Consider the following 21604-nt stretch of genomic DNA (forward strand, 5'->3'; position numbering starts at 1 on the left):
CCAACTCGGCGGCCATGGCGGTGCGCAACCGGGCGAAGGCCGCCAGCGCGTCGAAGCGGCGCCCGCAGTGGTGCAGGGCGGTCATCAGCAGCGCGCACAATTCCTCGTCGCAGGGGCGGGCCACGGCGAGGGCGGCGAGTTCACCGACCGCGTCGCGGTGACCGCCGAGCGCCATCTCTCCTGCGGCGCACCGGAGTTGGAGGGCCAGTCGGCGCCGGTCGAACTGGTCCGCGGCGGCGCGCAGCAGTCTGCCCTGCTCGACGTCGCCGAAGAGCGGACCCTCGCAGAGCGCCAGCGCGGCACGGCCCGCCCGGGTCGCCACCGCGTGGTCCCCGGCCTGGTCGGCGGTCTGGGCGACGCGTTCCAGGCGGGTGAAGCCGTCCAGGTCGCAGGAGCCCTCGCCGGCCTCGAAGCGGTAACCGCCGTACTCGGTGACCAGCACGCGTCGGGCGATCTCCGCCGGTGGCCTGGCGCAGGCACGGGCGAGCGCCTTGCGCAGCTGGAGCACGTAGGTCTGGAGCGTCGCCGCGGCGCTGCGCGGCGGATGGCCGTCCCACAGCTCCGCCAGCAGGGCCGCGGGGGTGACCGGGTGTCCGGCGCCGAGCACCAGGAGGGCGAGGACCTGCCGGGGTTTGCGGGCCGCGGGCACCCCGTCGCCGTGCGCGCCGAGGACGTGGAAGCGTCCGAGCACGTGGACGTCCATCACGGGCGGGTCCGTTCGGTGCCCGGCCGGGTCGGGGGACGTGCCCCCGCCTGCCTCGGCCCGCTGGATTCCAGAGGGACTCGACCCGCGGTCGAGGCCGTCTCGCGAGGGTCGCGGGGTTCCAGCCGAGCACGAGAGCCCGGGAGGCCTCCATGGACGAACGAAGGACCGTACTGCTGCTGCCCGGCCAGGGCGCGCAGCGCGAACGGATGGCCGCCGGCCTGTACGGGCGGGAGCGGGTGTTCACGGACGCGATGGACGACTTCTTCCGCTTCTTCGACGCGCTCGACGGCCGGGGCGGTGGTCGTTCCGGTGAACGGCGCGGCCGTCGGCTCAGCGATCGGCCCGGGGATCGGCTCGGCGGTCAAGGGGAAGCGCTGCGTGCCACCTGGTTGCGTGCGGCCCCCGGCTCCGCGATCGGCGAGGCGCGTGCCGCGCAGCCTCTGCTGTTCGCCGTGGGGCACGCGCTCGGGCGTGCCGTGGACCGCTGGGGCTCCGGCGTGGACGTGCTGGTGGGGCACAGCGCGGGCGAGCTCGCGGCGGCCTGCCTCGCCGGGGTGTTCACCCTGGAGGAGGGCGCGGGCCTGCTGGCCGCGCGGTCGCGGGTGACCGCCCCGGCGGGAGGGATGCTCGCGGTCGCCGCCCCGGCCGCCGCGCTGGCCGCCCACGCGCGCGACGGCGTGGTGGTGGGCGCGGTCAACGGGCCCCGGCAGACGGTCCTTTCGGGTCCCTCCGGCCCTCTCGCCGAGGCCGCGCGGCGGCTGCGGGCGGCCGGGGTGACCGTGCGGCCGCTCCGCTCGGACCACGGGTTCCACAGCCCCTCGATGGAGCCGGTCGCGAACGCGTTCACCGCCGCGTTCGGCGCGCTGGAGCTGCGGGCGCCGACGCGGGAGCTGATCTCGTGCCGGACCGCCCGCCGTCTCACGCGGGACGAGGCGCGCCGCCCCGCCTTCTGGGGTGACCAGTTGAGCCTCCCGGTGCGGTTCTGGCCCGCGCTGCGGGCGCTGCTCGACGCGCACACCGAGGGTCCCGGGCTCGTCCTGCTCGACGCGAGCTGCGACCACAGCCTCTCGGCGGCCGCCCGGCGTCATCCCGCCGTGCGTTCCGGTGCGGTCGTGGTGGCGCCGCTGCTGCCGTCGCACGGTACGGGGACGGCCGCCGACGTGGCCGCCCTGGACGCGGCGCGGGCGGTTCACGCCCGCGCCTCGGTGAGCCGGGCGGCCACGTAGGCGATCAGCGCCGAGGGGGTCTTGAGCTCGTCGAGCTGCTCGTCGGAAATAGTGACCGGGTAGTCGTCCTGGATGCGGGTGACGAGTTCGAACACGGTCAGCGAGTCGTAGCCGAGGTCGGTGAACGTGGTGTCCAGGGTCGTCTCGTCGAGGGCGGCGGCGGCCTCGCTGTCGAGGGTGTCGTCCACGAGCTTGCGGAACTCGTCGAGGGTGAAGGCGCTCACGTCGGGTCCTTTGGGAGTCGGGCCTCAGGGAGGGGGCGGCGGGTGACCCGACCACCGTCACCGGGGCGGCTTGAGCCCGGATCGAGCCGGGATCGAGACTCCGCCCCCAGGCTGGTGGACGTATCCGACCCTGCCCTCGACCCCCACCGAACATCGACCGAACCATCGACCGAACCCCAAGTCCGCTGCCTCCGTCGGGAGTTGACGTTGTCCCAGCAGATCAGGGCCGCCGCGGGCGGCCACAGCAGAATTCTCGGCATCGGCGGCTACCGGCCGCGCACGGTGGTGTCGAACGACGAGATGTGCGCGCGGGTCGACTCGTCCCCGCAGTGGATCGAGAGCCGCAGCGGCATCCGCGAACGGCGTTTCGCGCAGCCGGACGAGACGCTGGCGGTGATGGCCGTGGCCGCCGCGGGCAAGGCGCTGGCGCACGCCGGAGCCGTACCCGACCAGGTCGATCTGGTGCTGGTCGCGAGCATGTCGAACCTGGTGCAGACGCCGCCGCTGTCGGTCCGGGTGGCCGAGGCGCTCGGTGCGCGGAACGCGGCCGGGGTGGATGTGTCGGCCGCGTGCGCGGGGTTCTGCCACGCGCTGGCCATCGCCTCGGACGCGGTGTCGGCGGGCAGCGCCCGGCATGTGCTGGTGATCGGCACGGAACGGATGACGGACATCGTCGATCCCCTGGACCGGAGCGTCTCCGTGCTGTTCGCCGACGGCGCCGGCGCGGCGGTCGTCGGCCCGTCCCCGACCCCCGGGATCGGACCCGTGGTCCGTGGCGCGGCGGGCCGGTACGAGCAGGCGCTGAGCATGAGCGCGAGCTGGGACGCGTTCGCCGCCGACCCGGATCCGCGGCGGCGTCCGTGGATGCGGATGGACGGGCGGCGCGTGTTCCGCTGGGCCATGGAGGAGGTGGCGCCGCAGGCCCGCCTCGCGCTGACGGCGGCGGGCGTCGAACCGGCCGGGCTCGACGTGTTCGTACCGCACCAGGCGAACCTGCGGATGATCGAGCTGATGGCCGAGCGGCTCGGCCTTGGGGCCGGTACGGCGATCGCCCGGGACGTGGTCCGCTCGGGCAACACCTCGGCGGCGTCGGTGCCGTTGGCGTTGGAGGCGCTGCTGACGGCAGGCACCGCGAGTACCGGCGACACGGCCCTGCTGATGGGCTTCGGCGCGGGCCTCAACTTCGCCGGACAGGTGGTGGCGCTGCCGTGAGCGAACGTACGGAGACGGTGCGCGCGCAGCGGGTACGCACGGAGACCGGGGCGCCGGCCGCCGAGGACTTCCGGGCCGCGATGGCCCGCTTCCCGGCCGGTGTCGTGGTGGTCACGACCCGGGGCGCGCGCGGTGAACCCCGCGGGTTCACGGCGAGTTCGTTCTGTTCGGTGTCCCTGGACCCGCCGCTGGTCCTGGTCTGTCTGGCGAACACGGCCGACTCGTACGCGGCGTTCGCCGACTGCGGCCACTTCGCGGTGAGCATGCTCGGACCCGAACACCGGCCGCTGGCGCAGCGGTTCGCGACGAAGGGCGCCGACAAGTTCGCCCCCGACGGTCTGGCGCGTACGCCGGCGGGGCTGCCGGTGGTGGCGGGCGCGCTCGCGGAGCTGGACTGCGCCGTGGACGCACGGCACCCGGCCGGGGATCACACGATCCTGGTCGGCCGGGTGTCCGGGCTGCGGCTGGGCGACGGCCCGCCCCTGGTCTATTACGAGCGGGGCTTCCGGTCCCTGGCCTGAGAACCGGTCGGGCCGCTCAGGCCAGGGCTCCGACCGGCGCGGGCCTCGGCGTCGGCATGCTGTCGTCGAGGTCCGCCTCCCCGCTGAGCACGGCGAGTTGCAGCCGCTGGAGGCGCGCGCCGGGCTCCAGGCCGAGGCCGTCCACCATGCGTTCCCGCAGCCGCTGGAAGGCGGCCAGGGCGTCCTGTCGGCGACCGCAGCGGTAGAGCGCGATCATCAACTGGGCGTGCAGGTCCTCGTGGTACGGGTACTGCGAGACCAGGGCCGACAGTTCGCTGACCGCCTCCCGGTGCCGGCCGAGCCGCAGGTCGCCCTCGACGCAGCGCTCGATCATGCCGAGCCGGCACTCCTCCATCCGTACCGCCTCGGAACGCAGCAGCGGGCCGTGCTCGATGTCGGCCAGCAGCGGGCCGCGCCAGAGCTTCAGCGCCGAGCGGAAGTGACCGACCGCGCCACGGATATCGCCTTCGAGCTCCGCCGCGCGTCCGGCGGCGGCGATCCTGCGGAATTCCCGCAGATCTACCCGGCTGTTCTCCTCGACGTTGAATACATAACCGCACGGCCACGTCATCAGGAGACGCCGAGAGACATCTGTGACTGAGCACTCCCCCATGGACGCGAGGGATTTACGAAGCTGCAACACGTACGTCTGGAGCGTGGTGAGGGCACTGCGCGGGGGTTCGTCACCCCATAATTCCGTGAGAAGGGAATTGACCGTCACCGGCTTGCCCTCGTTGAGCAGCAGAAGTGCCAGGACTTTGCGTGGTTTACGCGCCGACGGGATATCACTTCGGCCATTCCAGCTGACCGACAGCGGACCCATGAGTCGCATTTCCATAGCTTTCCTCCGTAAACGGCGTCATCAAGCGTTCAAGCCACAGGAAACCTCTCGCTTTCAACCAGTCGCAGAGTAGGCGGCGCTTCATTGAGGAAATGTTAAATGTGACTCAAGTCACGAGAAGCGGACCTTGTCTGTTTCTGAACCACCAAATGCGGCCCGCCGGTGTTTCGGCGGGCCGCATCGAGGGAACGCAGACGAATCAGTCTCGGGGTTTTCCGGGAGCCGCGAAGGCGGCGACGACACCGACCGCCGCGATCCCCGCCCCGACGGCGAAGGCCAGCGCGTATCCCGACGCGTAGGCATGGCGCACGAGGTCGGCCGTCGGCCGCACCCCGTCCAGCAGCCCGTTGACCCGGGTGGTGGCCACCGCGGCGAGTACGGCGAGCCCGAGCGCGCCGCCCAACTGCCGTGTGGCGTTGAGGAGTCCGGAGGCCAGACCGGCCTGGTGCGGCGGCACCCCGGCGACGCCGGCGATGGCGGAGGCCGACATCGAGATGCCCTGTCCGGCGCCGAGCACGATCGTGGGGCCGAGGAGCGCGGCCGCGAAGGTGGCGTGCTCGTCGATCGCGGCGAGCCAGAGCAGCCCGCCGGCGGTCAGCGTCATTCCGGCCACGAGCGTGGTCCGTGCGCCGACCCTGCGGACCAGCGGAGCGGAGAACTGCGCCGCGACCATGATCGAGACGGCCAGCGGCAGATACGCGAAGCCGGTGCGCAGGGGGCTGTAGTCACGCACCTGATGCAGGAAGAGCGTGAGGAAGTAGAACATGCTGAACAGGGCGGCGCCGCTGGTCGCCGCGACCACGTTGGCGGCGGTGACGGACCGGGAGCGGAAGATGTCGAGCGGCATCAGCGGCTCCGCCGCGACCCGTGCCTCGATGACCACGAAGGCGCCGAGGAGGAGCAGTCCGGCGACGAGCGGGACCAGGGTGCGGGCGGAGTCCCAGCCGTGCGGTCCGCTCTGCACGATGCCGAAGACGAGGACGACGAGACCCGCGGTGACCGCGAGCGCGCCGGGCACGTCGAGCCGCTTGCCCGAACCCTCGTGGCGCAGCTCGGTGATGACCCAGGCGACCCCGGCGAACAGGACCACGCCGAGGGGGATGTTGACGAACAGGATCCAGCGCCAGGAGAGCCAGTCGGTGAGGACGCCGCCGGCCAGCGCTCCGAAGGCGCCGCCCGCTCCGGACACCGCGCCCCAGGCCCCGAACGCCTTGTGGCGCTGGTGCGGGTCGGTGAACGTGGTGCCGAGGACGGCGAGGGTGGTCGGCGCGATCACGGCGGCGGCCAGGCCCTGGACGGCACGGGCGGTGACCAGCGTACCGGCGTTCTGGCTGATGCCGCCGACCAGGCTGGCGAGGGTGAAGAGCACGATGCCGGTCAGGAACACGCGGCGGCGGCCGAAGAGGTCGGCGATCCGGCCGCCGAGCAGCAGGAACCCGGCGAAGGTGATGGTGTAGGCGTTCACGACCCACTGGAGGCTGCTCGCGCTGAAGTGCAGGCTGCTCTGGATGGCCGGCAGGGCGACGTTGACGACGGCGACGCTGAGCGTGACCAGGAACTGGGCCAGGCAGCAGACGGCCAGGACGAGCCCGAGCCGGGGCGGTGCCGAGGAGCGGGGGGTCCCGACGGTTTCGGTGACGTGAGCGGTCATCGGGCGACAGTGCTCCTTCGCAGGAGGTCGGTGAGGGTCTCGACGGGCTGGGCGCCCGACGTCACGTACGTCTCGGCGAAGACGAAGGACGGAACGGCGGACACGCCCAGCTGAAGGGCGCGGTCCTCGTCCGCGCGCACGGCGGCCGCGTAGTCGTCGCCGTCGAGCGTCTTGCCCACGTCCTCGGCGTCGAGGCCCGCCTCCGCGCCGAGCCGTACGAGCGTGTCGCGGTCGGCGAGCGAGGCGCCCTCGGCGGTGTAGGCGCGCATCAACCGCTCCTGGAACGGCTCGGCGAGGCCGCGGTCGGCGGCGAGGTGCACGACGCGGTGCGCGTCGAAGGTGTTCACCGGACGCGCCCGGTCCAGGTGGTACTCGAGGCCCTCGGCGGCGGCGGTCGCGGTGACGCCGGCCAGCAGCTGGGCCGCTTGTTCCGGGGGGATGCCCTGGCGGCGCAGCATGCGCTGGGCGATGGTCTCGTCGATGTCCTTCGGAGTGGTCGGATCGAGTTCGAAGCTCCGCCACCGCACGCGCACCGAGTCGCGGTGTTCGAAGCCCGCGAGGGCTGCTTCGAACTTCCGCTTCCCGATGAAGCACCAGGGGCAGATGACGTCGGACCAGATCTCCACTGTGATCTCGTTCACCGGGCTAACTCTAGGTTTTCGGCTTTCTCTGAGTAAGGGCATACCTCGGGGTAAGCTCAGGTCATGGACGTAGGAGTGCAGGCAGCGCGCAAGGGGCTCGACCCGGCAAGTGACGTATTCAACAGCGACTGCCCGGGTCGCACGGTCCTCGACCACGTCACCAGCCGCTGGGGGGTGCTCATCCTCGCCTCGCTGCGCGAGGGGCCGCTGCGCTTCTACGAGCTGCGGGACCGCATCGGCGGCATCAGCGAGAAGATGCTCTCCCAGAACCTACGGGTGCTCGGCCGGGACGGCCTGGTGGCCCGCGAGGTGGAGCCCACCCTGCCGCCCAAGGTGTCCTATCGCCTGACGCCGCTGGGCAGCGGTCTCGCCGGACCGTTGCAGGGCCTCCTCGACTGGGTCGCCGGCCACACGCACGACATCGTGGCGGCGCAGCGGGATCACGACGCCCAGGGCTGACCTTCGCCCAGCACGGGCGCCGCGTCGACGAGTTCTCGCGTGTACGGGTGCGCGGGGGCGACCAGCACCTGCCGCGCCGGGCCCTGTTCGACGAGGCGGCCCGCCCGCATCACCGCCACGCGGTCGCACCACTCCCGCACCACGCCCAGATCGTGCGAGATGAGCAGCACGGCGAGCCCGAGTTCCGTGCGCAGCCTGGCGAGCAGCTCCAGGATGCGGGCCTGCACGGAGACGTCGAGGGCGGAGACCGGTTCGTCGCAGACGAGCAGGCTCGGCCCGGGGGCGAGGGCGCGGGCGATGGCCACCCGCTGCCGCTGTCCGCCGGAGAGTTCGGCGGGACGGCGATCGAGGAGCGTGTGGCTCAGCGCCACCTGGTCGAAGAGTTCCGCCACCCGGATCCGCCGTGCGCGTCGGTCCCCGATCCCCTGGGCGCGCAGCGGTTCCTCCACGCTTCTGCGCACGCTCCAGCGCGGGTCCAGTGCGGCGTAGGGACTCTGCTGCACCAGTTGCGGGCGGTCGCCCGGCCGTTCCACCGACAGGCGGACGGATCCCGAATGGGGCCGGTCGAGGCCGGTCACCAGCCGGGCGGTGGTGGACTTCCCGCTGCCCGACTCCCCCACGAGACCGAAGACCTCGCCGTGCCCGACGGTGAACGACACCCCGTCGACCGCTCGGTGCCGCCGCCCGTACTCCTTGGTCACGGCGTCGACGACCAGCAGCGGCGCGGCCGGGTCGCCGGACGGGCGGTGGTGCGCCGGTCCCGGGGCGCGGCGTGCGGCCGCGACGAGGCGCGCGGTGTAGGCGTGCCGGGGCCGTTCCAGGACCTCACGGGCGGGGCCGCACTCGACGATCCGGCCGCCCGACATCACCGCGATCCGGTCGGCGCGCCCGGCGGCGACGGCCAGGTCGTGGGTGATGAACAGGACCCCGATGCCCCGTTCGGCCACCAGTTCGCCGAGGCGGTCCAGGATGCGGCGCTGCACGGTGACGTCGAGGGCGCTCGTGGGCTCGTCGGCGATGAGCAGCTTGGGCCGGCAGGCGAGGGCGGCCGCGACGAGGGCGCGCTGCCGCTGTCCGCCGGAGAGTTCGTGCGGGTAGGCGCGGGCGCAGCGCTCCGGGTCGTCCAGGCCCGCCTCGGCCATCAGTTCCACGGCCCGCCGCCGGGCGAGGTCCCGCCCGGCGCGTGCGTGGACGCGCAGCGCCTCCGCGACCTGGGCGCCGACCCGCTGGACCGGGTCGAGGGAAGCCGTCGGGTCCTGCGGCACGAACCCCACCACGGCGCCGCGCAGTTCGCGCAGCTCCCGCTCCGACAGGGCCGCCGTGTCCCGGCCCGCGACGAGCGCTCGCCCGGAGCCGATCCGGCCGCCGGGCGGGAGCAGTCCGATCAGGGCGTGCGCGAGCGTGCTCTTGCCCGAGCCCGATTCACCGACGACGGCGACGACCTCCCCCGCGCCGACCGTCAGATCCACGCCTCGCAGGGCGGGTTCGGCACCGTAGGAGACGGTCAGCCCCCGTACGTCGAGCACCGGTTCACCGGTCACCGTGGTCATCCCTCTCCTCCCGTTCCAGCGCCCGGCCCGCCCGGTTCGCCGCGAGGATCACGCCGGCGAGGACCAGGCCCGGCAGTGTCGTCAGCCACCAGGCCGTGGCGAGATAGTCACGGCCCGCCGCGATCAGCGCGCCCCACTCCGGCTCGGGCGGCGGTGCGCCGAAGCCCAGGAAGTCGAGCGCGGCCACGTTCAGCACGGCCGTACCGAACTCCAGTGCCGCGAGGACCAGGACGGGGGCGGCCGCGTTGGGCAGGATGTGCCGCAGCAGGACGGCGGCCGGACGCACCCCGGCCAGGCGCGCCGCCGCCACGTAGTCGGCGGACCGTACGCGCAGCACCTCGGCCCGCGCCACCCGGGCGATGCCCGCCACGCCGCTCACCCCGACCGCCACCGCCACCTGGACGGTGCCGAAGCCGAGGGCCGAGACGACGGCCAGGGAGAGCAGCAGGCCCGGCAGGGCGAGCAGGACGTCGACCAGCCGCATCACCACGCCGTCGAGCCATCCGCCCACCGTCCCCGCGACCGCGCCCAGCACCGTCCCGGCCAGCAGGCCGACCGCGACGGCCAGCAGCGCGGCCCGCAGCGAGGCGCTGGTCCCGTACACCACGCGCGCGAAGACGTCCCGGCCGAGATGGTCGGTCCCGAACCAGTGCCCGCCGCTCGGCGGCAGCAGGCGGCGCAGTGGATCGGCCGCGAACGGGTCGTGTCCGGCGAACCAGGCCGGGCGCACCGCCCACAGCAGCACGAGGAGCAGGACGAGCAGCGACAGGACGAGGCCGGGTCTGCGCAGCACCACCGGCACCCGTCGGCTCCGGGGTGCGGCCGCGGGCGCCGCCACCTCTTGGTCGACGACAGCTGTCATCCCTGCTTCACCCCCGTTCCGGCCGCGGCCGCCCGCGGATCGAGCAGCGGCACCACCAGGTCCACCAGGAGGCTCGCCGTCGCGGTGAACGCGGCGGTCAGGACGACGACGCCCTGCACCAGGGGCAGGTCCTGGTCGGTGACCGCCTCCACCGCGACCCGCCCCAGTCCGTCGCGGGCGAACACCGTCTCGACCAGCACGGCACCCGACAGCAGTTGTCCGCTGATCACGCCGAGCAGCGCGAGCACCGGGACCGACGCGTTGCGCAGGGCGTGCGCCAGGTGCAGCCGGGCCCTGCCCACGCCGCGGGCGCGCGCCGCGTCGGCGTACGGCTGGGCCAGGGCGTGCCGCATGCCACGGCCGAGGACCTGGGCGAGGACGCAGCCGACGGGCAGCGCCAGGGTCACGGCCGGAAGCAGCGCCCCTTCGAGCCCCTGGCCCCCGGTCGCGGGGAGCAGTCCCCAGCGGAAGGAGATCCACTGCATGAGCAGCAGGCCGATCCAGAAGCTCGGCAGGCCCGCCCCGAGCGCGGGCAGCGAACCGGCGAGTCTGCGCAGCGGCGCCGAACGCGGCCAACTCCCGCCCACGGCGAGGCAGATGGCGACGGTGGCGGCGAGCGGCAGGGCCAGGGCGGCGACGGCGAGCGTCGGCGGGAGCGCCTCCCAGAGGGTCCGGCCGACCGACGCGCCGCTGCGGACCGAGAGCCCCAGGTCGCCGTGGAGGGCACGGCCGAGCGACGAGACGTACTGTTCGGCGGCCGACCGGTCGAACCCGAGCCGGTGCCGCAGCGCGGCGACCTGCGCGGGGTCGACCGCCGCGGCGTCCGCGCCGGACTCCCCCGCGAGCATCGTCTCCACGGGGTCGCTCGGCAGCAGGTACAGCACGGCGAACGAGAGCGTGTACGCGGCCCACACGACGAGGACGACCCGGGCGAGACGGCGCGCCAGGTAGCGGACGAACACGGCACGGGCCATGGCTCAGGCCAGCCAGGTGTCGTACAGCGAGAGCCGGTTCGAGGCGTCGAGCCGCAGCCCTCGCACGCGGTGGGTGTACGCCACGGTCGTGCGGGTCTCGCTGACCGGCAGCACGAAGCCGTCCCGTACGAGAGCGCTCTGGACGGCGGTGAAGTCGGCGGTGCGGGTCTTCTCGTCGGGGGACGCCGACGCCGCGTGCAGCCGGTCCCTGAGGTCTGGTGCGGCGACGGGGCTCTGGTCGGCGAAGACGGTAGTGAGGACGTCGGGGTCGGCCCGGCCGGCGTTCTGGAGGGTGAGGTCGTAGTCCTTGGACTTCAGGGTCTGCGGGAACTGGTTGATGGTCAGCTGGCGCAGTCTCAGTTCCACGCCGATCTCCTTGTACTGCTGCTGGACCAGCTCCAGGCTCTGCTGCCGTACGAAGATCGCGTCCACGACCAGGCGCTTGCCGTTCCTGGTGCGGACGCCGTCGCCGCCCTTGTGCCACCCCGCGTCGTCGAGGAGCCGCTCGGCGCCGGCCGCGTCGTGGGCGAGGTCCGCGGTGAGGTCGCGGTAGCCGGGGGTGGTGGAGGAGAGCACGCCGGTGGCGGCCGCGTCCGCGGAGCCGAGGAAGGCGGTGGCGACGGCGGTGCGGTCGATGCCCTTCTGGAGTGCGCGCCGCACGCGGACGTCACGCAGCTCCGGGCGCTCGGCATTCACGTAGAGACTCAGGACGACACCGGGGTCGGTCCGTGTCAGGAGCCGGAAGTCGCCCTGGGTGAACCGCTCGGCGTCCTGCGGGGCGACGGGTGTGACGGCGTCGAGCCGTCCGGCGGAGAGGCTGCCGGAGCGGGTCGTGCTCTCCGGCACGATCCGGTACTCGACCCGCTTGAGGTAGGCGCCGCCCTCGTGCCGCCAGCGCGTCGAGCCCCAGTGGTAGCCGCTCCTGCGGGCGAGGGTGACCGAGGTGTTGGGGCGGTAGGCGCCGACGGTGAAGGGCCCGGATCCGGCGATCTCGCCCCGGCAGCGTTCCTGGGGCGTGCGGGTCAGGGTCTTGGGCGAGAGCAGTCCGAGCGAGGTGGTCGAGGTCGCCCTGAGGAACTGGGCGTTGGGCCGGTCGAAGACCACGGTCGCCGTGTGCGCGTCCTCGACGACGGTCCTGCGGTACCCGGACAGGTAGACGGCTCCGCGCGAGGACGCGGCGCCGAGGTCGTGGAGGGCGTCGAGGTTCTTCTTGACCGCGGTCGCGTCGACGGCTCCGCCGTCGCTGAAGGTGGCGCCGTCGCGCAGCCGGAAGGTGAAGCGCGTGGCCTTGGCGTCGGTGGTCCAGGACGTCGCGAGCCACGGCACGAGCCGGCCCGTCCTCGGATCCTGGTCGGTGAGTGAATCCACCACCTGACGGCCGATGTTGAGGCTCTGGCCGAGCGCGGACTGCTGCGGATCGAGGCAGACGGGGTCGAAGTCCAGGGCGAGTCGCAAGGTGCCGCCGGACCGGGGCGGCCCGGAGTATCCGGCGTCGCTCGTGGCTCCCGAACAGGCGCTCGCGCCCGCGGCGAGGACCAGGGCGAGAGCCACGGCGGTGGAACGGGGGTGCGGGTGCATCGCGGGTGGTACTCCTTCGGCTCCTACGGCGGAACGCCGGCGGCCCTCAGCCGTACGGGGCGAGCTCCCCCGCCTCGACGGCGATCGGCAGGGTGTTGCCCGTGGGCGGCAGGGCGCAGGTGGCGAACGGGGTGAACGCACAGGGCGGGTTGATGGCGCGGTTGAAGTCGAGGACGACGCTCCGTCCGTCGAGCAGATCACCTTCGGGCCGACAGGCGTAGAGCACGCGGGCGGCGCCGTACGAGGTCGCCCCGCTGGTCAGGTCCCGGAAGGGAATGTTGAGGACGCCGTCCCTGCCGCCGTAGGGCTCCAGGGTCAGATCGCGTCCCGCGAGGGTGAAGCGCAGCCGCCCCGAGAGGGTGAACTCCCGTCGGACCGTGTCGAGCGCGGTGTCCAGGACGATGCGACGCGGGTGCTTGTACGGCTCGTAGACCGCGCGGGTCACCCACTCGGGGCGCGGCGGGTGGACGGGCACGTCGGTGAACCGGAGCAGCGTGGGTGCCTGGGGCGAGCGGACCCTGATCGCCCAGCGGATCCGCCGGGGGCGGTCCGCGTCCTCGAAGCCGAGCACGTCGACGCGCAGGTCGCGGAAGGTGACCTGGACCGCGCCGCCGTGGGGCGGGACGACGCCGCCCTGCCGTACGGTCCGGTCGCCGTCGACGACGACCCCGTCGACGCGCAGCCCTTCGTCGGCGGCGGCCCGCACCCGTACGCCGGAGTCGTCGGCCTGCCAGCTGCCGGGGACGTCGTCGAACCGCTGCGCCTTGGCGTCGAGCCAGTGCAGGGCGACCGGGGAGAGGATCCCGTACGGCTCCCGCAGTTGCGCGAGCCGGGCGGTCCGCCACTCCTGCCAGGAGGCCAGGAAGCCGGCTGCCTCGGCCGTCGGCCCGGCCGTCACGACAGCTCCGTGAGCGCGGCGATGACGGCGTTCTGGCCCTGGTCGCGCCGGGTGGCGAGTGCGTCGTAGGACTCCTGGCCGAAGGATGCCTCGGCCTGCTCCAGGAGCAGCGCGACGGTGTCCGCGTCGACGGGCGGCCGGCCCAGGCCGTCCCAGCTGCGTTCGAGGCCGTCTCCCAGGTGGGCGAACCAGTGCCGCAGCCCGCCCGCGCCGCCGCCCAGGTGGAACGCCTGGAAGGGGCCGACCACGGCCCAGCGCGACCCGATCGACGCGGTGACCACGGCGTCCAGTTCGTCGACGGTGACCACGCCCTCGCGCACCAGGTGGATGCTCTCGCGCAGCAGCGCTGACTGGAGCCGGTTGGCCACGAACCCGGGGACGGCTCGGCGCAGCACCACCGGGGTCTTGCCGAGCTCCCGGTAGAAGCCGACGGCCCGGTCGACCAGGCCGGGTTCCGCCCGCTCGGAGGCGACGACCTCGACCAGGGGCACGATGTGCGGCGGGTTGAACGGGTGCCCGACGACGACCCGGCCGGGCGTGGGGAGTTCGGCTCCGAGGTCGTCGGGCAGCAGGGTGGAGGTGGAGGAGAGCAGCAGCGCGTCCCGCGGGGCGGCGGCGGCGATCCGGGCGAACAGCTTCTGCTTGAGGGCGAGGTCCTCCAGGGCGTTCTCCTGCACGACGTCGGCGCCCTCGACGGCCGCGTCGACGCTCGCCGTGAACTCCAGGCGGGCGAACAACTCCTCGGGATCCAGCGGCCCTTCGGGCAGGGTGGCCGCGTACCGCACCAGTTCCGCCCGCACATGCGCCTCGGCGTCCGACCGGGTGCTGCTCACCCGTACGTCCAGTCCGCGCGCGGCGAACAGGGCGATCCACCCGAGTGCGATGGTGCCGGTGCCGATCACCGCCGCGGTCCGCTGTCGTTCCACGCTCACCGGTGCTCCTCTCGTCCGGGGACCAGGCTCGGCGCCGTGACTCGAGGGCTGCTCGAGAGGGGATGGAGACGGGCTCGGGGCGGCGTGCGGCGGCTCGTTCGAGACGGATTCGAGGCGGCCTGTAGGCACGCTGCGGACCGTGGGGACCGGCGGTGTGCGACCACCGAGCCGTCCCGCCCCCTACGCGACGAAAGGGCTCCCCCATGCCTGCCAGGGAACGGCAACAGCACTCCGGACACGGCGAGTTGGGCCTACGGGCCGCACACGCCCTGATCGCCGGCGCGGACCTCGGGACGATCCGGCACCTGCTCGGCCTGGACCCGGGTGAGCCCGCGGCCCCGGCCCCCGATCACCGCCGGGGCACGACGACGGCCGTGACGAGCAGTCCGGCGCCCTGAGCCCACCGCCCCCGGAACACGCTGATCTCCCGGTCCGCGACGACCGGGCCCGGCACCCGCACCCGGGCTTGGAACGTGTGGTCCTCCGGGTCGAACACCACCGATGCCGAGGAGAACCCGAGCGGGCGGTGCGCCAGCGGGAACCACGCCTTGTAGAGCGCCTCCTTGGCGCTGAACAGGAGCCGGTCCCAGCTCACGTCGGAGCCCGGCCCGCGCCCCAGCCGGCTCACGTGTGCGCGCTCCTCGGGCAGCGCCACCGCGTCGAGGACTCCGGCGGGCAGCGGTGCGTCGGGTTCGGCGTCGATCCCGATCCCGGCCGCGTCGCCGTCCCGGCAGACCGCCGCGGCGCGATATCCGGCACAGTGCGTCATGCTGCCGACGACACCGTCCGGCCAGCCGGGCGCACCGTGCGCACCGGGCACCAACGGCTGTTCGGCGAAGCCGAGTTGGCGCAGGGCGGTCCGGGCGCAGTGCCGCACCGTCGCGAACTCCCTCCGCCGGGCGGGCACCGCCCGTGCGACGGCGGCCTCCTCCTCCGCATGCAGCCGGACGCCCTGAACGTCACCGAACGACTCCGCGGCACAGGCCCACGGGGGCAGCAACTCCCGGATCATGCGCACCTCTTCTGGTCGGGTCGTGGCCGAGCTCGCGCCACGGCGTGGTGACCGTCGACAGCATGACGTCACCCGCCGGCCGACCGATCCGGCGGGGTCCACTTCGCCGATGCGCCGATTCGCCCGCGGCGACTCCCTGGCCGCCGGACAGCGCATCAACAGCACGGCGTCATAGTCCAGTTGACTTCGCGCGAGCTGCCCGACCGGGACGGCGTGCGTCACGGATCCGGTCGATGATCTGCCGGGCGTCGGCGTGCGCGGAGAAGAACGGGTTGGTTGACGGTCGCGCGCACCTTCCCGTACGCGCCGAACATCGTCACGCTCATCGCTCCCTCGGCAAGGTCGCGGGTGCGATGAGCGTGCCGAGCGTCCGACGCCGGCCACGGTCCTACCCGCTCCCACTCTCGCGGGCGAACACCACCGCGTCATCCGTCGACGCCGATCCGTCCGGCCCGACGAGCACCACGCCGCGGCGGCGGGCACCTCAGGGGCGGACGCCCAGCGCGGGCAGGACGGTCTCCGCGACCCGGTACGCCTCCTCCAGGAGCGGGTTGCCCGACAGGATGAAGGTGTCGACGCCGAGATCCTCGTACTCCTTGAGGCGCTCGACCACCTGGGCGGTGGAGCCGACCACGGCGGTGCCGGGGCCGGGGCGGAAGAGGCTCATGCCCGGCCACAGGTTCGGGTGGACCTCCAGTTCACGGGCCTTGGCCGGGACCCGGCCGCCGTGCTGGCGGAACTGCCGCTGCCAGCCGACGCCGTCCTCTCCCGTACGGTCGCCGAGCTGCCGGGCGTACGTCGCGTCGCTGGTGACGTCGAGCAGCCGGTCGGCGGCCGCCCACGCCTCGTCCTCGGTGTCGCGGACGATCAGGTGCAGACGCAGGCCGATGCGCAGGGTGCGGCCGTGTGCCGCCGCGCGTTCCCGGACGCGTTCCAGCTTCTCCTTCAGCAGGTGGGGCGGCTCGCCCCAGGTGAGGTAGACGTCGACGTGCTCGGCGGCCATCTCGATGCCCGGTGCGGAGGAGCCGCCGAACCACAGGGGGACGTGCGGGCGTTGCACGGGTCGGAGGTCACCGAAGGAGGCGCCGGCGTTCTTCAGGTCGTAGAAGCGTCCCTTGTGGTCGAAGACCTCGCCGGCGGTGAGCCGCTTCACGATCGACCAGTACTCGGCGCTCAGGTCGTAGCGCGCGTCGTGCTCCACGTCCAGGCCGTACTCGCGCAGGGTCTTCGTCGAGCCGTTGACGACGTTGAAGCGCAGGCGCGGGCCGAAGAGGGTGTCGAAGGTGAGCGCCATCTTGGCGAGCAGGGTCGGGGAGATCAGCCCGGGGTGGACGGCCAGCAGCGGCTGGAAGCGGGGACTCGTGGCGGCGGCGAGGGCGCTGCCCAGCGGCCAGACGTCGTGCAGGTCGGTGGCGAGCAGCGCGCCGCTGAACCCGAGCCGTTCGACGGTGCCGGCGAGCTGTTGCAGGTAGGCGAGGTCGACCGGGCGGCGTCCCTCGGGCTCCCAGGGGTAGGCGCCCTCGCGCGGAATGATGTACCAGAGGACTTCGGAGGCCATGTGCGCTGTCTCCTCAGACCTGTCGGGCGACGGCGTCGGCGACCGTGACCGGCCGCTCGATGAAGCCGGTGCGGACGAAGACGTCGGCGGCCTGCTGCTGTTCGGCGAGGAACGCGTCGCTGACGTCCTCGATGCTCCAGGGCAGCGTGCGCAGGGCGGTCTCCCAGTCGTCGACGGTGCCGCCCTGGTGGTCGGCGGCGATCGCGGCGGCCTCGCGCGGGTGGGCCTGTACCCAGGCGTCGGCCCGGCCGAGCGCCTTGACCAGGGCCTCGACGACCTCGGGCCGCTTCTCGGCCACCTCCCGCCGGGTGAAGAACACCGAGCGGTCGGTGATGACGTCTTCGGTGCGCACGAGGATCCGGACGCCCGGGGTGCGCAGGGCGGCCGCGAGCTGCGGGCCCTGGGCGACCCAGGCGGCGATGGCTCCCTCGCGCAGCAGCTTCTCGCTGTCCTCACCGCCGCGTACGGGGGTGATGTCGTCGGCGTACGAGAGGCCGGCGTCGTCGAGGGCCTTGGCGACGAGGTGGGTCTGCCAGGAGCCGATGGCCAGGTGCACGGTGCCGCCCTTGAGGTCGGCGACCGTCCGCGCGGGGCTGTCCTCGGTGACGAGCAGGGCGCCGTGGCCGGGACGCGGGGCGGAGACGGCGGCGTAGACGATGTCGTGACCGGCCGACTGGGCGGTGACCGGCGGCGTGGAGCCGGTGCCGCCGAAGTCGATCACGCCCTCGGTCAGGAGCGGGCCGGTGCGCACGCCGTCCGTGTAGGGGTGGAAGGCGACGGTCTCCCCCACCTTGGCGAGCTCCTCGGCGGCGTGGTCGAGGCGGGAGAGGTAGTAGAGGGTGGGGTTGCTGTTGTGGACGCCGATGGTGATGGTCATGCGGAACGCTCCGGTGGTGTGGTGGTGGCGGGCGGCACGCCCAGGTCGGTCAGCAGGCGGCGGCGCAGGGCGGTGAAGGCCGGGTCGCCGGGGTCGCGCGGGCGCGGGACGTCGACGGTCTCGTCCGTGATGAGCCGGCCCTCGCGCAGGACGCAGACGCGGTCGGCGAGCCGTACGGCCTCGTCCACGTCGTGGGTGACGAGCAGCACGGCGGGCCGGTGGACCCGGCACAGTTCGCTGACCAGGTCCTGCATGCGCAGCCGGGTCAGGGCGTCCAGGGCGGCGAACGGCTCGTCCAGGAGCAGGAGTTCGGGCTCGCGGACCAGGGCGCGGGCGAGCGCCACGCGCTGGGCCTCGCCACCGGAGAGGGTGGCGGGCCAGGCGCGGGCGTGGCTCTCCAGGCCGACCTCGGCCAAGGCGCGGCGCCCACGGTCCGGGTCGGTCCTCGGCAGGGCGACGACGACGTTGGCGAGCACGCGCTTGGACGGGATCAGCCGTGGTTCCTGGAAGACGATGGTGCGCGTCTCGGGGACGAGCACCTCGCCCGCGTCGGCTCCTTCGAGGGCGCCCAGGATCCTGAGCAGGGTGGTCTTGCCGCTGCCGCTCGCACCGAGCAGGGCGACGAACTCGCCGCTGGCGATGGTGAGATCGAGGCCGTCGAGGACGGTCTGATCGGCGAACGCCTTGACGAGGGAGCGGACGTGGACGGCGGTGCCGGCGGCCGTGCCGGTGCCGGGATCGGTTGCGGTGGTCCGAGGGGTCGTGGTGGTCATCGCCGGGCCTGCCTCCACGGCATCAGGACCCGCTCCAGCAGGCGGACGAACGCGTCGGCGAGCAGGCCGAGCAGCCCGTACACGAGGATGCAGACCGCGAGGATGTCCGTACGGGCGTAGCTCTGCGCCTGGGCCATGAGGTAGCCGATGCCGGCGGTGGCGTTGATCTCCTCGGCGGCGATCAGCGCGATCACGCTGAGCGTCATCGACAGTCGCAGTCCGGCGAGCAGTGAGGGCAGCGCGCCGGGCAGGACGACCTCGCGGACGATCGCGAACCGGCTCATGCCGAAGCTGCGCATGGCCTCCACCAGCCGGGCGTCGGTGTTGCGGACGCCGCTGGAGGTGGAGACGTACATCGGGAAGGTGGTGGCGACGGCGATCAGCAGGATCTTGGCGATCTCGTTGATGCCGAACCACACCATGAACAGCGGGACGAGGGACAGGAAGGGGATGGTCCGCAGGGTCTGCATGGTGGAGTCGAGCAGTTCGTCGCCGAGGCGGGTGAAGCCGGTGACGACGCCGGCCGTGAGGCCGATCGCGAGGCCGAGCAGCAGGCCGAGGCCGGAGCGGGTCAGGGAGGTGGCGAGCGCGTCGGGCAACTGGCCGTTGCCCCACAGTTCGCCGACCGCGCGGACCACGTCGGCGGGTGAGGCGAGCACGTCGGGGGTGAGGGCGCCGGTCGCGGACGCGACCCACCACAGGACGAGCAGGGCGAGCGGACCGACGGCCCGTACGGCCGTCCTGAACCGGCGCGGGCGTGGGCGCCGGGCGACGGGCCTGGGCGCCACCAACGCCCGTTTCCCGGTGGGGAGGTCGTGGACGGCGGTCATGACAGCTCGGTGACGTCGATGAGGTGGGCGGCGACATCGACCTCGGTGCGGGTGACCTTGTGGTCGGCGTAGAAGCGGGCGACCGCCTTGAACCGTGTGATGTCGGCGTCGGTGATCGGCTGGACCGTGCCGCCCTGCGCGGTGAATTCGATCTGTACGCGCTTGGCCTCGCCGCTCAGCGCCTGGGGACCGGCGTCGGTGTTGACGTTGAGGTAGGCGGCCGGGTCCCGCTTCTCCTTGACGCTGGCCTCGTGGAGGTAGGTGTAGAGCGCCTTGACGACCTCGGGGTGCTTCTCCGCGAAGCCGGTGCGTACGGCGTTCAGGCTGTAGTTGTCGGAGCCGATGGAGGCACCGTCGGTGAGGAAGTGCGCCTTGCCGGTGCCGAGTTCCGCCACGGAGTACGTCGCCCACACCGCCCAGGCGGCGACCTTGCCGCTGTTGAAGACGGCCGCGGTCTGGTCGGGCCGCAGATAGACCCGCTCGACCTTGTCCTCGGGGACGCCCGCCTTCTCCAGGGCCTTCAGCAGCAGGTACTCGCCGGTGCCGCCCTGGTTGACGGCGACCTTCTTGCCGATGAGGTCCTTGACGGACCTGATCGAGGAGCCGTTCTTGACGAGGATTCCCTCGCCGGCGGCGTCCGGCGCGGTGGCGGTGAAGAACTTGAAGCCGGGGTTCTGGGCGAGCGAGGTGACACCGGAGGTGATGGAGCCGGTGGCGATGTCGAGCTGGTCGGCGTTGAGGGCCTGGGCGGCCGGCGCGAAGGGGCCCGCGCTGCCGGTCCAGGCGACCTTGGCGTGCACCCGGGCCAGGGCCTTGGCGAGCGAGCCGTCCTTCTTTCCGACCGCGAGCACACCGGAGTTGCCGGGGTCGGGGATGCGGACGGTGACCGTGGCGGTGGAGGCCGCGTCGGTGTCGGCCTCGGAGGTGCCGCAGGCGGTCAGGGCGACGAGTGCGGTGACGGCCGCGAGGGTGGCGGGGAGGAGTCTTGAGGCGCGCATGCTAGTCCTACGGTTGGAGTGAGCGGGGTCGGGACGGGGTTTCGGCGAGCCGGCGGCGGGCTCGGCGCAGGGGCTCCGGATCGGCCCAGGTGTGGACGTCGACGGGTCCGGCCAGGAAGCCCTGTCCGCGCAGTGCCGTCTCCTGGAGGGCGAGCAGGGAGAGGCGTTCGGCGGAGAGGTCGGGGTGCAGGGTGCGGTGGGTGCCGGGGCGGTAGGCACCGTGCACGCCCTCGGTCCCTGCGCCCGTCTCGGCGCCCAGGATGCGGGCGACCTCGTCCGGCTCCCCGGCGGCCCAGTCGGCGGCGCGCAGCAGGACCGCGAGGAACCGGTCGACCAGGTCGGGGTGTTCGTCGAGCAGCCGCTGGTGGACGGTGATGGGGCGCGGGGTGCCGTTGTTCACGCGGTGCCGACGGTCGGGCAGGGTGTCGAGTTCTACGGCGACCTCGGCACCGGCCCGGCGCGCGGCCTCGACGGCGACGGCGCCCTTGACGTACACGGCGTCGACGTCACCACGGGCCAGCGCGGCCAGTTCGGCCTGCCACTGCCCGGTGTGGCCGTCGGCGGGCACGTCGACCGGCCGGGTGTCGTCGAGACCGAGTCCGGCGGAGGCGAGCACTCCCTCGAACCCGCGCACCGCCATGGCCCGCCAGAAGTCGATGGGGACGGAGTGGCGGGGCAGCGCCGGCCGCAGCCCGCGCAGGGCGGCGGCGCCCCGGATCCCGGATCCGGGCCGGACCAGGATCACCTGGCGTTCCTCGATCCAGGTCAGCCCGATCAGCCGGGTCTCGGCGCCACGTGAACGAGCCCACAGGGCGGGCACGTTGCCGCCCTCCCGGAACAGCGCGGGCAGTTCGTGGGTGTAGTGCGTGCCGCGGATCTCCGCGCCGACATCGGCCTCGGCGTCCTGGAGGGACCTCACCGCGATGCCCTCGGGCGCGAACTCCTCCGCAAGCCAGCGGCGGTCGGCGGCGATACCGGTGGCGGTGGGCACGGGACAACGGGTGAACCAGAGGGTCTCGGGCAGGGGTGGGTGCGGCATGGGTTCCTTCCTGGAGGACTCCTCGTGCCACCGCCGCGTGTCTGCCGCGGTGGGACGAAGGCGGGGGCGCCGGCCCGCACCGGCGTGCACCTCGACGGGTCGAGGTGGCGGTACGGGGGTGCCGTCCGGGTCACGTGTGTGGGTGCCGACGACCGACGTGGCGGCCGTCACGAGCGGCCGGACGGGACGGGCGCGTCATAGCTGCGCGCCGACGGACCGACGACACGGGGCGGCTCGGGGCC

Annotated in this window: 21 protein-coding genes and 2 pseudogenes; 4 read left to right on the forward strand and 19 right to left on the reverse strand. The window is 73.3% G+C overall.

The window, feature by feature from the left end:
• Nucleotides 1–4: 4 nt before the first annotated feature.
• A pseudogene (locus V2W30_RS41490) lies at nucleotides 5–703 on the reverse strand (AfsR/SARP family transcriptional regulator); the annotation flags it as partial.
• 152 nt (nucleotides 704–855) lie between these two features.
• Between V2W30_RS41490 and V2W30_RS03235 the strand changes: the two are divergent.
• Nucleotides 856–1932 carry an acyltransferase domain-containing protein gene (locus tag V2W30_RS03235; protein WP_338693499.1) on the forward strand — a complete coding sequence of 359 codons (1077 nt, stop codon included), beginning with the start codon at nucleotides 856–858 and terminating at the stop codon, nucleotides 1930–1932.
• Here V2W30_RS03235 and V2W30_RS03240 read toward each other — a convergent pair.
• Nucleotides 1896–2156, reverse strand: a complete 261-nt coding sequence (locus V2W30_RS03240; RefSeq protein ID WP_338693500.1) for an acyl carrier protein — start codon at nucleotides 2154–2156, stop codon at nucleotides 1896–1898. The genes V2W30_RS03235 and V2W30_RS03240 overlap by 37 nt on opposite strands.
• A 207-nt stretch (nucleotides 2157–2363) precedes the next feature.
• On the opposite strand from V2W30_RS03240, the gene V2W30_RS03245 reads away from it, so the two are divergent.
• On the forward strand, nucleotides 2364–3368 hold the full coding sequence (locus tag V2W30_RS03245) for a beta-ketoacyl-ACP synthase 3 (RefSeq protein ID WP_338693502.1): 1005 nt from the start codon (nucleotides 2364–2366) through the stop codon (nucleotides 3366–3368).
• Nucleotides 3365–3889 carry a flavin reductase family protein gene (locus V2W30_RS03250; RefSeq protein WP_425244474.1) on the forward strand — a complete coding sequence of 175 codons (525 nt, stop codon included), beginning with the start codon at nucleotides 3365–3367 and terminating at the stop codon, nucleotides 3887–3889. The genes V2W30_RS03245 and V2W30_RS03250 overlap by 4 nt, the downstream gene beginning before the upstream one ends.
• Before the next feature lie 16 nt (nucleotides 3890–3905).
• Here V2W30_RS03250 and V2W30_RS03255 read toward each other — a convergent pair whose 3' ends face one another.
• From V2W30_RS03255 to V2W30_RS03265, 4 genes and pseudogenes are all read right to left on the reverse strand, one after another.
• Nucleotides 3906–4460, reverse strand: coding sequence for an AfsR/SARP family transcriptional regulator (locus V2W30_RS03255; protein ID WP_425244659.1), 555 nt, complete (start codon nucleotides 4458–4460; stop codon nucleotides 3906–3908).
• 45 nt (nucleotides 4461–4505) lie between these two features.
• Nucleotides 4506–4727: pseudogene (locus tag V2W30_RS41495) on the reverse strand (AfsR/SARP family transcriptional regulator); the annotation flags it as partial.
• 202 nt (nucleotides 4728–4929) lie between these two features.
• Nucleotides 4930–6381 carry an MFS transporter gene (locus tag V2W30_RS03260; protein WP_338693505.1) on the reverse strand — a complete coding sequence of 484 codons (1452 nt, stop codon included), beginning with the start codon at nucleotides 6379–6381 and terminating at the stop codon, nucleotides 4930–4932.
• On the reverse strand, nucleotides 6378–7022 hold the full coding sequence (locus V2W30_RS03265) for a DsbA family oxidoreductase (protein WP_338693507.1): 645 nt from the start codon (nucleotides 7020–7022) through the stop codon (nucleotides 6378–6380). The genes V2W30_RS03260 and V2W30_RS03265 overlap by 4 nt, the downstream gene beginning before the upstream one ends.
• Nucleotides 7023–7085: 63 nt before the next feature.
• Between V2W30_RS03265 and V2W30_RS03270 the strand changes: the two genes are divergently transcribed.
• Nucleotides 7086–7481 (forward strand): helix-turn-helix domain-containing protein, encoded by a 396-nt coding sequence (locus tag V2W30_RS03270; protein ID WP_338693509.1) that lies wholly within the window; start codon nucleotides 7086–7088, stop codon nucleotides 7479–7481.
• Here the strand turns inward: V2W30_RS03270 and V2W30_RS03275 are convergent.
• From V2W30_RS03275 to V2W30_RS03335, 13 genes are all read right to left on the reverse strand, one after another.
• The gene (locus tag V2W30_RS03275) at nucleotides 7463–9031 is read right to left on the reverse strand and encodes an ABC transporter ATP-binding protein (RefSeq protein ID WP_338693511.1); all 1569 of its coding nucleotides are present in this window, start codon (nucleotides 9029–9031) and stop codon (nucleotides 7463–7465) included. The two genes, V2W30_RS03270 and V2W30_RS03275, sit on opposite strands and share 19 nt — an antisense overlap.
• Nucleotides 9012–9893, reverse strand: a complete 882-nt coding sequence (locus V2W30_RS03280; RefSeq protein WP_338693513.1) for an ABC transporter permease — start codon at nucleotides 9891–9893, stop codon at nucleotides 9012–9014. The genes V2W30_RS03275 and V2W30_RS03280 overlap by 20 nt, the downstream gene beginning before the upstream one ends.
• Nucleotides 9890–10867: an ABC transporter permease gene (locus tag V2W30_RS03285; RefSeq protein WP_338693515.1), complete on the reverse strand. Its 978-nt coding sequence runs from the start codon at nucleotides 10865–10867 to the stop codon at nucleotides 9890–9892. Before V2W30_RS03285 ends, V2W30_RS03280 begins: the two co-directional genes overlap by 4 nt.
• Before the next feature lie 3 nt (nucleotides 10868–10870).
• On the reverse strand, nucleotides 10871–12445 hold the full coding sequence (locus V2W30_RS03290) for an ABC transporter substrate-binding protein (RefSeq protein ID WP_338693517.1): 1575 nt from the start codon (nucleotides 12443–12445) through the stop codon (nucleotides 10871–10873).
• A 46-nt stretch (nucleotides 12446–12491) separates the two neighbouring features.
• On the reverse strand, nucleotides 12492–13343 hold the full coding sequence (locus V2W30_RS03295) for a DUF1684 domain-containing protein (RefSeq protein ID WP_338693519.1): 852 nt from the start codon (nucleotides 13341–13343) through the stop codon (nucleotides 12492–12494).
• On the reverse strand, nucleotides 13340–14275 hold the full coding sequence (locus tag V2W30_RS03300; protein ID WP_338693521.1) for a 3-hydroxyacyl-CoA dehydrogenase NAD-binding domain-containing protein: 936 nt from the start codon (nucleotides 14273–14275) through the stop codon (nucleotides 13340–13342). The genes V2W30_RS03295 and V2W30_RS03300 overlap by 4 nt, the downstream gene beginning before the upstream one ends.
• Before the next feature lie 349 nt (nucleotides 14276–14624).
• The gene (locus V2W30_RS03305) at nucleotides 14625–15287 is read right to left on the reverse strand and encodes a 4'-phosphopantetheinyl transferase family protein (RefSeq protein ID WP_338693523.1); all 663 of its coding nucleotides are present in this window, start codon (nucleotides 15285–15287) and stop codon (nucleotides 14625–14627) included.
• A 484-nt stretch (nucleotides 15288–15771) separates the two neighbouring features.
• A complete protein-coding gene (locus V2W30_RS03310) occupies nucleotides 15772–16845 on the reverse strand; it encodes an LLM class flavin-dependent oxidoreductase (protein ID WP_338693525.1) in 1074 nt (357 codons plus the stop codon).
• Between the two features lie 13 nt (nucleotides 16846–16858).
• Nucleotides 16859–17722: an ABC transporter substrate-binding protein gene (locus V2W30_RS03315; RefSeq protein WP_338693526.1), complete on the reverse strand. Its 864-nt coding sequence runs from the start codon at nucleotides 17720–17722 to the stop codon at nucleotides 16859–16861.
• Complete coding sequence (locus tag V2W30_RS03320; RefSeq protein WP_338693527.1) at nucleotides 17719–18495, reverse strand: ABC transporter ATP-binding protein; 777 nt, start codon at nucleotides 18493–18495, stop codon at nucleotides 17719–17721. Before V2W30_RS03320 ends, V2W30_RS03315 begins: the two co-directional genes overlap by 4 nt.
• Nucleotides 18492–19325, reverse strand: a complete 834-nt coding sequence (locus tag V2W30_RS03325; protein WP_338693528.1) for an ABC transporter permease — start codon at nucleotides 19323–19325, stop codon at nucleotides 18492–18494. Before V2W30_RS03325 ends, V2W30_RS03320 begins: the two co-directional genes overlap by 4 nt.
• Entirely contained in the window at nucleotides 19322–20323 is a 1002-nt protein-coding gene (locus tag V2W30_RS03330; RefSeq protein WP_338693529.1) for an NrtA/SsuA/CpmA family ABC transporter substrate-binding protein, read from the reverse strand. Before V2W30_RS03330 ends, V2W30_RS03325 begins: the two co-directional genes overlap by 4 nt.
• Before the next feature lie 7 nt (nucleotides 20324–20330).
• On the reverse strand, nucleotides 20331–21362 hold the full coding sequence (locus V2W30_RS03335) for an ABC transporter substrate-binding protein (RefSeq protein ID WP_338693530.1): 1032 nt from the start codon (nucleotides 21360–21362) through the stop codon (nucleotides 20331–20333).
• Between the last annotated feature and the right edge of the window lie 242 nt (nucleotides 21363–21604).

Origin of the sequence: Streptomyces sp. Q6, from assembly GCF_036967205.1 — a bacterium.
In the GTDB taxonomy this organism is placed as follows: Bacteria; Actinomycetota; Actinomycetes; order Streptomycetales; family Streptomycetaceae; genus Streptomyces; species Streptomyces citrinus.

Excerpts from the sequence above, each read along its gene's own strand:
- V2W30_RS03235 (WP_338693499.1), top strand. The coding sequence starts at position 856 with ATGGACGAACGAAGGACCGTACTGCTGCTGCCCGGCCAGGGCGCGCAG.
- V2W30_RS03255 (WP_425244659.1), bottom strand. The coding sequence starts at position 4,460 with ATGACGTGGCCGTGCGGTTATGTATTCAACGTCGAGGAGAACAGCCGG.
- V2W30_RS03260 (WP_338693505.1), bottom strand. The coding sequence starts at position 6,381 with ATGACCGCTCACGTCACCGAAACCGTCGGGACCCCCCGCTCCTCGGCA.
- V2W30_RS03270 (WP_338693509.1), top strand. The coding sequence starts at position 7,086 with ATGGACGTAGGAGTGCAGGCAGCGCGCAAGGGGCTCGACCCGGCAAGT.
- V2W30_RS03275 (WP_338693511.1), bottom strand. The coding sequence starts at position 9,031 with ATGACCACGGTGACCGGTGAACCGGTGCTCGACGTACGGGGGCTGACC.
- V2W30_RS03280 (WP_338693513.1), bottom strand. The coding sequence starts at position 9,893 with ATGACAGCTGTCGTCGACCAAGAGGTGGCGGCGCCCGCGGCCGCACCC.
- V2W30_RS03285 (WP_338693515.1), bottom strand. The coding sequence starts at position 10,867 with ATGGCCCGTGCCGTGTTCGTCCGCTACCTGGCGCGCCGTCTCGCCCGG.
- V2W30_RS03290 (WP_338693517.1), bottom strand. The coding sequence starts at position 12,445 with ATGCACCCGCACCCCCGTTCCACCGCCGTGGCTCTCGCCCTGGTCCTC.
- V2W30_RS03305 (WP_338693523.1), bottom strand. The coding sequence starts at position 15,287 with ATGATCCGGGAGTTGCTGCCCCCGTGGGCCTGTGCCGCGGAGTCGTTC.
- V2W30_RS03310 (WP_338693525.1), bottom strand. The coding sequence starts at position 16,845 with ATGGCCTCCGAAGTCCTCTGGTACATCATTCCGCGCGAGGGCGCCTAC.
- V2W30_RS03315 (WP_338693526.1), bottom strand. The coding sequence starts at position 17,722 with ATGACCATCACCATCGGCGTCCACAACAGCAACCCCACCCTCTACTAC.
- V2W30_RS03320 (WP_338693527.1), bottom strand. The coding sequence starts at position 18,495 with ATGACCACCACGACCCCTCGGACCACCGCAACCGATCCCGGCACCGGC.
- V2W30_RS03325 (WP_338693528.1), bottom strand. The coding sequence starts at position 19,325 with ATGACCGCCGTCCACGACCTCCCCACCGGGAAACGGGCGTTGGTGGCG.
- V2W30_RS03330 (WP_338693529.1), bottom strand. The coding sequence starts at position 20,323 with ATGCGCGCCTCAAGACTCCTCCCCGCCACCCTCGCGGCCGTCACCGCA.
- V2W30_RS03335 (WP_338693530.1), bottom strand. The coding sequence starts at position 21,362 with ATGCCGCACCCACCCCTGCCCGAGACCCTCTGGTTCACCCGTTGTCCC.